Genomic DNA, 12,607 nt, shown 5'->3' with positions numbered 1-12,607 from the left:
GTGAACACCTCGACACCGAACCGCTCGCAGCCCCGGTGGATCTCGATGATGCAGTGCCCATTCTGGCTGCTTCCGCCGTCCAGGCTGAAAAATCGGCTTCTCCGTTTGTTCGGTCACCATATCGCGACAACCGCCCGTATCGGCCCGTCGATCGTCCTGCGTGTGAAGTCGGTGCACGTCGGTGAGTATGCACGCGTGGAGTTGTTCAACGTCCTGCGCGGGATGAGTTCGGTTCGCCTCGAGGATTTCGCGATCATCGAGTCGTGGAACTGGATCTCTGCTCACCCGGTTTATCAACGCCTCGACCCCGACGCCGGCACGCTCTATATGGGGTTTCGAGCCAAGCTCGGTAGCCGCAACTATCTCGACTGTTCCGGAACGATCGCGATCCGCCCGTACGGCACCGTCGGGGGCAACCGATGTCTCCTACAGACTCATCAACCAGACTTCCTCCACGACCGACAGGCAGTCGGCCGGGTGACTGTCGGTCGTCACGCATCCGTGGGCAGCTGCGCCGTCCTACTCAAGGGAGCATTCCTGCCCGACCGATCGATCCTCGCCGCCAACTCCACCCTGACGTCGGCGACAGGCAAGGCCTTACGTTCCGGGCTGTATGCCGGTTCCCCGGCAGTGTGGAAAAAGGAACTGGACGGTGCCTGGTTTCACCGCCATGCCTACGAGATGACCGAGCATGTCGTCGACGAACCGATGGGCGTGACGTCCGAGGACGCACTCGCTCTGGATGTGCCCGAACAACCGACCGCGGAGGAAGTTCGCAACCGTACCCAGTTCAAGTGACGTCGGAGCATGGCCCCTGGATCATTGCTTTGGCCATCGCCGCGAACTGATAGAGAAAAATCTGCTGCCAGACGGCGAAGGGCAGTTGTCGGCGGTCCGGCACGCCCACATAGGCGACTGAGCCGGGGAGACGCGAGAAGCATTGACCGAAGATCAACTCGGCGCGCCGGAGATGAAAGCGCCAACTCACGACGACGATTCGTCGCCAGCCGTGGCGCGTCGCCAGATCGCGTGCTGCGATCGCCTCGCCGCGTGTCGTAGGAGGATCCGGACGTACACAAAGCACCTCGGTCTCCACTACGGAGCCGGAACACAAACTTCGCATCAGGCTGTCGCTCGTTGGATAGGGGTCAGACAAAACAACGGTCGAAGCCTGAAGGCGTTGCGCCAGAAGGATGCCGAAGACTTCTCGGCCGTCGTGTTCACCACCGAGAACGACAACCGCATCTGCGGACGAGACATCGTCATCAGGCGTATTAGCGATCAGTAGCTGGCCGGCAATCGCGAGATTTGTGAACGCCGCGACCAAAACGCAGCCGACGATTATCACTGCGCGTTCGAGTTTGAACAGAGCACCCCGCGTACTGGGCAAGGAAGGCTCACCAACCCGACGACGACCACACACCGGTGACCGACGCCCAGACCAGGAAGGTGCGGTTCGCGCGATTACGTGTAGCGGCGGCGCATTCATCCCAAGTCCGGGCCAACGCATTGGGGATCAGCATGTGAAGTTGCGCAGCTCAGGGGCCGGCACACCATCGAGCACGGCCTGGGGCGCGCAGATGCTGCTGGGAAAGCTCGTGTAACGCGTCCACGTCCCGTCGACGAAGCGGATCAACGATCGCGCATCGCCAACTTCCCCGCTGCCGACGTAAGCCCAGCTGCCGTAGCAGCGTCGCACATGAACCAGCTCGCCGAGGTCCGCAGCGATCACGGTTGCGTCGCACGGCACCCACGTGGGTTCGGGGCTGACCCGCTCGGGTGTCACCAGGATCTCCCCGCCGATGCTGTCCCGGCATGCCGACATGTAGCCGTACGCCTCGGCGGCCGCGGCGGTGGGTGTGGTGCAGACCCAGCCGTCGAATTCGGCGGACCAGGTGTTGCCGGTGTGCACCAGCAGAGGGTCGTGCAGGTAGCGGTCCATGACGTCCATCGCCGCCGTACAGGACACGGGTCCCGACGTCACCTCCACGACCCCGCGCGCCCCGGTACCGGGGTAGGAGACCACCCCACAGCCGCCGGTGAATGTCGGCGGCGGTGATGTCGTGCTGCTCGGATCGGCGCGCACCGGTTCTGCGGCCCACCCCGCGCTAACGACGACGGCCACGGCGGCCACGATCGTGACGGCCAATGCTCGGAAAGCCATCGTCTCCCCCTCTGGATCCCCGCCCAGGTCCCATTGTGCGTCAACACCCGAAGACCGGACCGCAAAACACCCGGGTTGCGCGCGTCGCTGCAGTTCATGGTGTCAAACGTTCGAATGCTGCTGGTTGACGCCCGTCAGCCACGACGGGCTCGATTACCTGCAGTTCTCAAGCTGTCTGCCGTCTCACCGAAACGGTGCCGGAATGAGTCCTTCAGCCATCCGCGGCGCTCTCAAAGACCCGATACAGCCGCCAATCCGGTTGGCTGTCACCGTCATTTGGAATCTCCAACTCCAGCGTCGCGATATCGGCTCCCGTCTCATACAGCGTGGGGTAGCGCTGGTTCAGCGCGTCGGACACCCCACGGCCGGTCAGCGGAACAGCCAGCAGATAGCGGATGCCCCCGGCCGAGGGCTCGTTGAGCAGCGATGTGAAGTCCGGATCGGAGGGAATCACGAAAGTCTTGGGTTTGGCGGACGCGGCCAGCACCGCGAAGCCGTAGACGGTGTCGGTGATCACCGAGCTTTCCGGCAGATCGAGGTCATCCAAATACTTGGCGATCGCGCGCTCGGTGGAGAACGAGGCGGCGATACGCCGCTCGATCGCCTTCTGCTGCGAGACGTTGTCAGGCTCGGGGGCCAGGACAACGCCCAGCGCGTACTCCTGCGGCGCGTACCGCGGAGACCCCATCCCCCACGCGGTCACCGGAATCGACAGCGCCAGCAACAGCACGACCGGCACGTATGCCCATCGCGTGTGCGGGAGGGGTGCGAACGGAAGGGCGGGATTCGGCGCATAGCGACCCGGCCGCTTGGCCGCTTGCAGCCGACCGTCGGGCACCGCAAGCATGGCCAGGCAGGTGGCCAGCGGGATCGCGATGATGAAGAAGCGCAGGAACGGAAATGTCGACCCGGTCGCGTAACTGAAGGCCTGAAACGCCAGCGCCGCTCCATACACCGCCAGTGGCACCAGCACCACCGGCCAGCTGGGGGTGGCCCAGCGACGAATCACCGACCATGCGGCGAGTGGCACGAGCGCCGGAGCGAGCAGCGACACGCACACGGCGGCAAACAACAGACCGGAACCGAACGAGGGCGCTTGCGAGCCCGATTGCTCCAGAATCGCCGTATTCCCATACTGAGAGCTGAACTGTCCGAAGGCTTCTCCGGTAATCAGCCAGCTGACCGCCGCCCACCCGAAGAATGCCAGCGTGCCGGGCCCGGAGACCATCACGGTGTCGAGTAGGGCGCGCCGAAACCGTGGCTTGCCGCGGGCCCGCAGGTAGGTGGTGGCGCCCACCAGGATCCCGGCGGCGGCGATGCACGCCACCGCGTCGTAGCGGGTCAGGTACGCCAGACCCATCGCGATGCCGCCGGCGGTGATCAGATGATGGACGTCGTCGTCGAGCATCCACATCATGAGGCGGCGCACGGCCCAGGTCATGAAGAAGATGAACGGCGCCTCGCTCATCCCGTTGGCCCCGTAGAACACGATCATCGGGTTGAGAGCGAAGATGACCCCGACGGCCAGCACGAAGTAGCGCGGCAGGCCTCGGTCCAGTGCCATCGACAGAATTTGCACCACGGCCCCAGCCATGAACAGCGCCGACATCACGGTGCCTGACAGCGCCCGCTCGGCGATGTCCGGCCAGATCGGGTTGAGCAGGAGTACGGGAAGCTGCACCATCGCCGTCAGCGGGGTGAAGATGAACCCGATCGCCGCCAAGTGCGGGTCGCGGCTGAACAACACCGACTGCGCGGCGGCCACCCGGGACAGGGCGTCGCCCATGATGTAGCCGTTGCCGGCTTGCAGCCAGTAGCCGACGGCGAAATAGATAGCGAACGACGCGAAGTAGGCCAGGACCAACAGCTTGCGTCGGTCAGTCATCGCCGGCCTCGGTGGGCTTCTGCGCCAGACCGTGGAACGTCTTCTCCCAGTAGGACGGATTGCGGATCATCTGGTAGCAGCCCTTGGCCGCGGCGATACTCATCATCAGCCAGAACAACGGCACCGTCAGCGCCGCACCGAGCAGATCGGAGCGGTCGTCCTCCCGCAGCGCGATGAGGTTCATGTAGATGGTCGCGGTGTTCCCGAAGACCAGCGCGATCAAGGCCGGGAAGTAGATGTACGGCGGGAACACCGCTTCGACCACGGCGGGCTGCCCTAGGAACCACACCAAGGTGATGAGCCAGAACAGCAGGTTCAGCACCGCGACGACGGGCGTGCCGGCGAGCACCAGGTTGAACCGGATGAAGCTGCGCAGACCCAGCGTGCGGAACAACCGCACCGGCTGGCGGATGTGGACCAGCCAGGTCTGCAGATAGCCCTTGTACCAGCGGGAGCGCTGACGGATCCAGTTGATCGGATCGCTGTTGGCCTCTTCGAGGGTGCTGGAGTCAATGACCGCGGTGCGGTAGCCGCTGGCGGCGATCCGCAGTCCGAGGTCGGCGTCTTCGGTGACATTGAACGGGTCCCATGCACCGATCCTTTCGAGGACATCTCGGCGCAGGTGATTGGACGTGCCGCCCAACGGGATCGGCGACGAGGAGCCCATCATTCCGGGGAGCAGATAACCGAACCACATGGCGTACTCGGCGGTGAACCAGGCGGTCAGGATGTTCTGGTGACCGTTGTGGTAGACCAGTTTCGCTTGCACACAGGCGATCTCGTCAGGAAGCTCGCGAAATGCTGCTACCACCCGCCGCAGCTGCAACGGCTCGGGCAAGTCCTCGGCGTCGAAGATCGTGACGATTTCGCCGGTGGCAAAGTGCAGTCCGTAGTTGCACGCCTTGGGCTTGGTCCGCGGATCAGCCGGGGGGACCAGCACGATGGTGATGGCATCGGACTGCGCGCATTCCTCGGCGGCGGCGATGGTGACGTCGTCGTCGGCCTCGAGCAGCAGCAGCACCTGCAGTTTGTCGGCTGGGTATTCCAACGCGGCCATCGCTCCGATCAGGTCGCCGACCACTTCGGGTTCGTTGTAGGCCGGCACCAGGATCGTGTACGGCGGGAGGTCCTCCTCTTTGATGGCGCGGGCCGCCTCGTCGGCGACTCTGATCGCGCGCGATGACAGGCCCTCCCGGAAGATCAGCAGGCGGTCCAGCATGGTGCCCAGGTAGGCGGCGGTGCACAACCCGATCAGTGTGATCGCGGTGTACATCGGCTGCCACACGGCACACATAACCGTGACGGACAGAAGCACCCAGAGCAGCACCCGCTGCCAACGGGTCACCGCGACCGACGCCGAGCGCAGCGGGTCGTCCTCCCGCAGCCCGTTTATGGCTCGGTGCAGCGCATGCTGCTGGGTCACCGTCGTCGCGGCAGGTACTGCAGTCACTGCGAACTACCCAACTGCGCGGCGACAAGGAGACGTCCGAAGTAGGTCAACATCTCGGCGTCTTTGAACTGCGGTGTGCGTTCGTCGAGGACAGCGTTGCCTCGAAACAGCAGGGTCACCAGCGTCCGCAGCATCGGGAACAAGTTCTGGGTCGGCTGCGGGAACGGTGCGTCCTGTTCATGGTTGTCGACAGCGATCAGCATGATGCGCTGGGTGAGATCCCTGCTGCCCCAGTTGAATTGCATCATGGTGTAGGTCACGAGCAGGTCGTCGTCGACCACCGAGACCATATGGCCGGTCACCCCATTTCCCAGGTCGACGGGCCAGATCTCGCTGATCCGCGCCGATGTCAGCCCGTAGAGGACCCGAGACGGGAAGGTGCCGAACGCGTGGGGCTGTTCGCTGACGATGCTGTCGACCACCACCGTCCGGGGCCGGGCGTACTTGTCCCAGCGGGGATTACCGTTGTCGGCAGTCACGTACTGACGTACCAAGACCGCGCCCGAACCGTAGAGACGATTGACGGGGTAACGGATCACCTCTCCTGTAGTGCCCCACCCGGTCGGGGGGATCACCTCCTGACCGGTATTGAGCGGATAGGCGTCCAGGCGCGGGTAAATGGGGGTGTTCGGCGATACCGGCAACGGCATGATCGACAACGCCAGCGCGGAGGCGACCACCAACGGAACCGCCGACCAGACCTGCTTTGCCGCCAGTGGTTCGACCTTGCGGTCGAGCACCCGAAACGGTTGACCGCGCCGAGCGAGGAAAAACATCACCAGCCCAACGAGGCTCAAACTTGTGAGCACCGGCACCTCTTGGAACACCAGCACCGGCGCGTCCGGGAAGAACACCGCGATGATGGCCAGCACCGCGAACCCGACCACCCAGGAAGCCAGCGAGGCGACGACACCCCGCCGTATCGAGGTTCCCAACGCGATACCGCTGCCGAATCCGGCGATCAGCAGCGCCGCCGCGCCGGCGGCGGTCTTGCCGCCTCCCAACGTGATCACCACCAGGTAGTAGGGCAACGTCAGGCTCATCAACAGCGCCAGGGCCCACACCCAGGCGAAGCGGATCACCGGACGCAGCCCGAACAACACAACCGCCGAGCTGCTGGCGAACAGCCACATGGCGATCAGGTCCAGCCGCAGCAAGTCGAAGTACAGCGTGTAGCGCGGGAGCAGCACTGCCTGGATCAAGAGGGCCAACCCGAGGCCCATGATCCCGACGATGATGTCGGTTTGCCGGTCGTGGATCGGCAACTCGGTGCGCTTGCGCCGCGCGACCGCCACCGCGACGAGGATCGCCGCGGCCGGCACGGCCCATACGAAGCCTCCGAGGCTGCCGTTGCGGGCGACCTCGGCGAGGCTGATCCAGCTGTCGTGGAACGCGACGCCGGTCGCCGCCACAATCAGCGTCCAACGAATGGTCAGCCGGTACGCCGGATGCAGCTCGTAGTAGCGCTCCAGCGCCGACTTCGGCTGCGCGTGATCGGCGGTGGCGACGGCCGTCACGGGGAGCGCCCAGCCGTGCGGCGGCGACGTGTGATGAGCGCGCCGAGCAGGAGGACGAGGACGACCGCGCCGAGCGTGGCCGCGGCCCATACCCACGCGGGCCGGACAGCGGAGGCTGCGTCCGCGGCCTGCGGTTCGCCGGAGGTCCCGAACACCACCGGTTCCCGGTCGGGCACGGCTATCAGAGCGGTGCCGTCGAGAGCGGCCCAGCGCTGGGGGTTCTGGTTCAGCCAGCCCAACAGCGCGTCGAGTTGTTCCGGCGCGTTGTTCGACGTCGCGACGAGGACGGACCGCGAACCGTCGAAAACTGTTTGCAGCGAGGCGTGGGACAGAGCCGGTGTCACGGTCAGGGTCACTGATTCCTCGACTGCTGCGTCGGTGCTCGTCACTGTGAACTCGCCGGCCGCATCGGTCTGGACGGGCAGCGTGATGCGATCGTCGTCCCATCCGTCGGGGCTGATGATCACGGCAGGTCCGGCACCGTCGACCGCATCTGCGATGGGCATCACCACGGGCTCGATCGGGAGGGCGCTGAGTCGCTGCAGCGCCACCATCAGCGTGACCGCCCGCCGGAGGTCGTCGACGCCGTCGCCGATTCCCACCGCGGTGCGCGGCATCAGCGCCTGCGGCAGCGCCTGCAAACCGCCCGGCACCGGAGGCTGCGCGGGTGTACTCACCACGGGACTGTCACCGTCGATGGTCAACGTCAGCGGCTGGAATTCGCCGCACGGGCCGGTGTCGCCGGTGATATCGAGGCGGACCCCGAGATTCGTATAGCGAACCAGCATGCCGTCGGGAATGTCGACCCAGCGATCCACCGACCCTGACGGGTCGGCCGGCCACCGGTCGATCGTCTCGCCGGCGATGGAGGCCACCAGTTGCCCACCGATCGCATCGGGCAGCGGGGTGTAGGAGCCGCGCAGGTGGACGCGCACCCCGCGGGCCGAACGACCCAACCGCGTCTGGTCCAGGCCGATGTTGACCTGCGGTGACAGCGCGGTCGCGTTGACGCCCGGTTGCCCCAGCCGGCGCAGCGTGGTCTCATCGGGCGACAGCTGCGGGATCGAACTCAGTGGACCCACAACCGCTTTCGAGGACAGCGCCAACCGGCTCACGTCGCTGGCCAGCAACCGGCTCTGGTTGGCCAGCTGATCGGGCGGTCCCGCGATCAGCAGCGGCGGCACACCGGGTGTATCGAGCAGCGAGACGCCGGCGTCGGGACCCTCCCGAATCACGATGTGGCGCTGCAGCGGTGCCGACGGTTCAGCCGGTAACTGCTGCCCTTCCCCCAATGCGACGACGGCGATGTCCGGGTTCTGCGTGCCGTACCGCGCCGCGATCGCGGTGGCCACTCGTACCGCTGCATCGGCCTCCGCGCGGGACGGCGCAGCGTCGACGAAGATGCTGAGTTGGCGCAGTACCGGCGGCAGGAAGTCAGCCACCGTCGCCGGGGGCCGCTCCACGCCCGCGTAACTCACACTCACCTCAGAGAGCCGCAACGGGTTCGACGGGTCGAGGCAGTAGCCGTCGACGGGCAACAAATAGGTGCGCAGCATGACGCTGACGGCGTTGTCCTCAATCACCGCTCCAGTCAGAGGAATAACGATCGGCGCCCGCTCCCCCGGCGCGACGTCGACGCGGGCGATCATGCGATCGCCTTGCATGGCGGTGATCGTTGCGCTCCGCACATTCACCGGCAGTTGCGTGACCGCGTTAACTGTCGCCGGCGTCAGCCCCGGCGGCACCGGCACGGTGAGCGTCTCGGTGCCCTGCACGCCGTAAAAGGCCAGATCGGGGCGGCTACCCAACTGGTACAGCGGCAACGTTGGATCTGCAGAGACACCCGCCTGCTCGACGGGCTGACTTCTTGCCACGGGCAAAATCAGCAAACCAACTAGGCCAACTACGGTGAGCAATCCCCCCAGGATTGCAGCGTGACGCCTCATCGCAGGTCAGCGTACCTGCCTCTACAGTCGCGCAAACACGAATTCCACTGACGGCGTGGACGGAAGGCACACCTCGGCAACGAACTGGCATAGGACGACGCGCGACTTCCGGATCGTCGGCAAACTCACGCGAGTTCTCAGGCCACGCTCAGTCTCCGCGGAATTAAATCTCATGCGAGATGGGTACTTTTTCACCATGCAGACATACGTCGCCGGTAAGCCTCTCCGGCATATGGCGCTGTGCGACTGTGGGTGGGGCGGCAAGTCACGGTGGTGCCGATCATCAGCGGTTCTCGACGCCGGGACCCATGCGGCTGAGACCGGGCATTTTCTGACGTCGATCCCGGTTTACGAGACCGAAGAGTCGTTGAAGCCGGCCCTCGTCTAGGCCGATTGGCCACACGGTCGGAGAAGTCGCTGTATATCGGCGCCTTGACGGCCCCCGACCGCGTAATGTTCGGGCGGTGGGGGTTCAGTGCGATTGCGGCCATGACCTCGCTGCGCACGAGCACTATCGCAGAGGGTCGGACTGTTCGCTATGCGAGTGCCGGCGTTACCGAACCGGACTCGTCGGAATTCGCGATCGGGCGGCTGAGTTGATCCGGCGGGTAACGAAACGCCTCAGCTGACTCCGGCCACGATCCACGGGGTCAATCCCCCAGCAACTCCCGACGCAGCGCGGCGTCCTTCTCCAGCACCATCTGCTCCAGCGACTTCTGATACGCAGCCATCCGCGACTGCAACGCAGAATCCGAGGCTCCCAGAATCCGCACCGCCAGCAGCCCGGCGTTGCGCGCGCCGCCGATCGACACCGTGGCCACCGGCACCCCGGCCGGCATCTGCACGATCGACAGCAGCGAGTCCAGGCCGTCCAACCGCGCCAAAGGCACCGGCACCCCGATCACCGGCAGCGGGGTCGCCGAGGCCACCATGCCGGGCAGGTGCGCCGCGCCGCCGGCCCCGGCGATGATCACCTCGATACCGCGCCCGGCGGCCTCGCCGGCATAGGAGAGCATCCGCGCGGGCGTGCGGTGCGCCGAGACCACGCCGACCTCGAACGGCACATCGAATTCGGCCAGCGCGTTGGCGGCGTCGGACATCACCGGCCAGTCGCTGTCGCTGCCCATGATCAGGCCTACCCGAGGTGTCATGCGTGCGGATCCCATCCGTCGGTCCAGACTGCGTGCGCCAACCAGTGTGCCGCCCGCTCGGCGCGCTCCCGCAGCCCCTCCACATCGGAGCCGACCAGGTTGACGTGCCCGATCTTGCGGCCCGGCCGCTCAGCCTTGCCGTACAGGTGCACCCGCGCATCGGGCATCCGCGCGAACAGATGGTGCACCCGCTCGTCCATCGACATGTCCGGGGTCGACGGCGCCCCCAGCACGTTGCCCATCACCGTGTACGGCGCCAGCGCGGCGGTGTCACCCAGCGGATAGTCCAGCACCGCGCGCAGATGCTGCTCGAACTGCGAGGTGCGCGACCCGTCCATGGTCCAGTGCCCGGAGTTGTGCGGCCGCATCGCCAGCTCGTTGACCATCAGCCCGCCGGAGGTGGTCTCGAACAGCTCGACGGCCAGCACCCCGACCACCCCGAGCGACGACGCGATGCCCAGCGCCAGCTCCGAGGCCTCCGCCCCGACCGCGGGGTCCAGCCCGGGTGCGGGCGCGACGACGGTGACGCAGATGCCGTCGCGCTGCACCGTCTCCACGACCGGCCAGGCCGCACCCTGCCCGAACGGCGAACGCGCCACCAGCGCAGCCAGCTCGCGGCGCATCGCGATCCGTTCCTCGACCAGCACCTCGACGCCGTCGGACAGATACTGCTCGACCACCGACCGCGCTTCAGCAACCCCAGACGTCAGCACCACGCCGCGGCCGTCGTAGCCGCCGCGCACGGTCTTGATGACGACGGCCTCGCCGACCGCGGCGCAGAACGCGTCGACGTCAGCCACCGACGAGACCGCCGCGAACCGCGGCACCGGGGCGCCCAGTGCCGCCAGTTTCTGCCGCATCACCAGCTTGTCCTGCGCGTGCACCAGCGCCGACGGCGGCGGATAGACGGCCACCCCGTCGGCCACCAGCGCCTCCAGCAACTCCCCCGGCACATGCTCGTGGTCGAACGTCAGCGCGGTGGCGCCGTCAGCGGCCCGGCGCAGCGCGTCGAGGTCGGTGTGCGACCCGATGACCACGTCCGGGGTCACCTGAGCTGCGGATTCGTCGGGGCGCAGCGCCAGCACGCGCAGCGTCTGGCCGAGCGGGATAGCAGCCTGGTGGGTCATGCGGGCGAGCTGTCCGCCGCCGATCATGGCGACGACAGGAGGCGACGCGGCAGTTCTGGGCACGGCCATATGGTGTCATGGCCGATACCGCACCGTTGACCTGCGGTAACTGCAGCGATGCGGCATTAGGGCCGCCGTTTCCGTAAACTGGCTCCTTGTGTCCTTTGCCGATGCGACGATCCGCCGCCTTCCGGGGCCGATCCGTCCCTACGCCGAGCGGCACCACGAGCTGATCAAATTCGCCATCGTCGGCGCGACCACGTTCGTCATCGACTCGGCGATCTTCTTCACGCTGAAGCTGACGATCCTGGAGCCCAAGCCGGTCACGGCGAAGATCATCGCCGGCATCGTCGCGGTCATCGCGTCCTACATCCTCAATCGGGAGTGGAGCTTCCGCGACCGGGGCGGGCGGGAACGCCATCACGAGGCGTTGTTGTTCTTCGGGGTCAGCGGCGTGGGGGTGCTGCTGAGCATGGCTCCGCTGTGGGTGTCGAGCTATGTGTTCATGCTGCGCGTGCCGATGGTGTCGCTGGCCACCGAGAACATCGCGGACTTCGTCTCGGCTTACATCATCGGCAACCTGCTGCAGATGGCGTTCCGGTTCTGGGCGTTCCGCCGCTTCGTGTTCCCCGACGAGTTCGCCCGCAACCCGGACAAGGCGCTGGAGTCCGCGCTGACCACCGGCGGGATCGCCGAGGCGCTCGAGGACGAGTACGAGCTGCGCCACCCGCACGGCTCCGACAACGTCACCCCGATGCGGCCGCCCCGGCGACGCCGGCGCACTCAGCTCGGCGATTCCTCGGAACCGAGGGTGTCGAAAACTTCGTGATACAGCAGTGAGTGCACCCGTTCGACCTGCGGGATATCGGTGAACTCCAGCGGGTCCTGAGACGCGGATTCGATGATCAAGGTGCCTTTCCGGAACATCCGGTCGATCAGGCCGTGGCGGAACTCAACACTATTGATGCGGGCCAGCGGGATGTCGATTCCCGACCGAGTGAGCAACCCGTGGCGGAACATCACCCGTCGGTCGGTGATCACGAAGTGGGTGGTCCACCAGCTCAGGAACGGCCAGATCGACAGCCAGCCGATGAGAATGAACCAGACCGCGGCAATGACCAGGAAGACGACGTTCTTGGCCGTCGGCTCCCACGCCAGGGTGTTGACGTAGCCGGCTAGCAGCGAGGCGGCGGCGGTGGCGATGATCAGAAGCAGTGCCGGGGGGACGAGTCGCCCCCAGTGCGGGTGACGGTGGAGGACGACATGTTCGTCTCTGGCCAGCACATTGTCCGGATATCCCACGGAGGCACTGTACTGGAGCGGTTATGCGTTGAGGTCCGAGTCCGTTTGCCGGTGAGTTCCTGAGG

At 66.1% G+C, this 12,607-nt stretch carries 11 protein-coding genes; 2 read left to right on the top strand and 9 right to left on the bottom strand.

Translation table 11 applies throughout. The features are described from left to right. Positions 1–798, top strand: a complete 798-nt coding sequence (locus ACAG25_RS23230) for a hypothetical protein (protein WP_370490835.1) — start codon at positions 1–3, stop codon at positions 796–798. Here ACAG25_RS23230 and ACAG25_RS23225 read toward each other — a convergent pair. From ACAG25_RS23225 to ACAG25_RS23190, 8 genes are all read right to left on the bottom strand, one after another. Continuing rightward, positions 791–1,348 (bottom strand): YdcF family protein, encoded by a 558-nt coding sequence (locus ACAG25_RS23225; RefSeq protein ID WP_370490834.1) that lies wholly within the window; start codon positions 1,346–1,348, stop codon positions 791–793. The genes ACAG25_RS23230 and ACAG25_RS23225 overlap by 8 nt on opposite strands. Positions 1,349–1,516: 168 nt before the next feature. Further along, complete coding sequence (locus ACAG25_RS23220; protein WP_370490833.1) at positions 1,517–2,164, bottom strand: hypothetical protein; 648 nt, start codon at positions 2,162–2,164, stop codon at positions 1,517–1,519. Between the two features lie 211 nt (positions 2,165–2,375). Continuing rightward, positions 2,376–4,049: an ABC transporter gene (locus ACAG25_RS23215; protein ID WP_370490832.1), complete on the bottom strand. Its 1,674-nt coding sequence runs from the start codon at positions 4,047–4,049 to the stop codon at positions 2,376–2,378. Next, positions 4,042–5,499, bottom strand: a complete 1,458-nt coding sequence (locus tag ACAG25_RS23210; RefSeq protein ID WP_370490831.1) for a glycosyltransferase — start codon at positions 5,497–5,499, stop codon at positions 4,042–4,044. The genes ACAG25_RS23215 and ACAG25_RS23210 overlap by 8 nt, the downstream gene beginning before the upstream one ends. Next, positions 5,496–7,016: a hypothetical protein gene (locus tag ACAG25_RS23205; protein WP_370490830.1), complete on the bottom strand. Its 1,521-nt coding sequence runs from the start codon at positions 7,014–7,016 to the stop codon at positions 5,496–5,498. The genes ACAG25_RS23210 and ACAG25_RS23205 overlap by 4 nt, the downstream gene beginning before the upstream one ends. Next, the gene (locus ACAG25_RS23200) at positions 7,013–8,890 is read right to left on the bottom strand and encodes a hypothetical protein (RefSeq protein ID WP_370490829.1); all 1,878 of its coding nucleotides are present in this window, start codon (positions 8,888–8,890) and stop codon (positions 7,013–7,015) included. The genes ACAG25_RS23205 and ACAG25_RS23200 overlap by 4 nt, the downstream gene beginning before the upstream one ends. A 722-nt stretch (positions 8,891–9,612) precedes the next feature. Next, positions 9,613–10,113: a 5-(carboxyamino)imidazole ribonucleotide mutase gene (purE, locus tag ACAG25_RS23195; RefSeq protein ID WP_370490828.1), complete on the bottom strand. Its 501-nt coding sequence runs from the start codon at positions 10,111–10,113 to the stop codon at positions 9,613–9,615. Beyond that, positions 10,110–11,267 carry a 5-(carboxyamino)imidazole ribonucleotide synthase gene (locus ACAG25_RS23190; protein ID WP_370490855.1) on the bottom strand — a complete coding sequence of 386 codons (1,158 nt, stop codon included), beginning with the start codon at positions 11,265–11,267 and terminating at the stop codon, positions 10,110–10,112. Before ACAG25_RS23190 ends, purE begins: the two co-directional genes overlap by 4 nt. Positions 11,268–11,397: 130 nt before the next feature. On the opposite strand from ACAG25_RS23190, the gene ACAG25_RS23185 reads away from it, so the two are divergent. Next, on the top strand, positions 11,398–12,069 hold the full coding sequence (locus ACAG25_RS23185) for a GtrA family protein (protein WP_370490827.1): 672 nt from the start codon (positions 11,398–11,400) through the stop codon (positions 12,067–12,069). Here ACAG25_RS23185 and ACAG25_RS23180 read toward each other — a convergent pair. Next, positions 12,024–12,542, bottom strand: coding sequence for a PH domain-containing protein (locus tag ACAG25_RS23180; protein WP_370490826.1), 519 nt, complete (start codon positions 12,540–12,542; stop codon positions 12,024–12,026). The two genes, ACAG25_RS23185 and ACAG25_RS23180, sit on opposite strands and share 46 nt — an antisense overlap. Positions 12,543–12,607: the final 65 nt, after the last annotated feature.

The organism is Mycobacterium sp. pV006 (assembly GCF_041287115.1).
Lineage (GTDB): Bacteria > Actinomycetota > Actinomycetes > Mycobacteriales > Mycobacteriaceae > Mycobacterium.
This window is presented reverse-complemented; position numbering and strand designations above follow the sequence as displayed.

Excerpts from the sequence above, each read along its gene's own strand:
- ACAG25_RS23220 (WP_370490833.1), bottom strand. The coding sequence starts at position 2,164 with ATGGCTTTCCGAGCATTGGCCGTCACGATCGTGGCCGCCGTGGCCGTC.
- purE (WP_370490828.1), bottom strand. The coding sequence starts at position 10,113 with ATGACACCTCGGGTAGGCCTGATCATGGGCAGCGACAGCGACTGGCCG.
- ACAG25_RS23190 (WP_370490855.1), bottom strand. The coding sequence starts at position 11,267 with ATGATCGGCGGCGGACAGCTCGCCCGCATGACCCACCAGGCTGCTATC.
- ACAG25_RS23215 (WP_370490832.1), bottom strand. The coding sequence starts at position 4,049 with ATGACTGACCGACGCAAGCTGTTGGTCCTGGCCTACTTCGCGTCGTTC.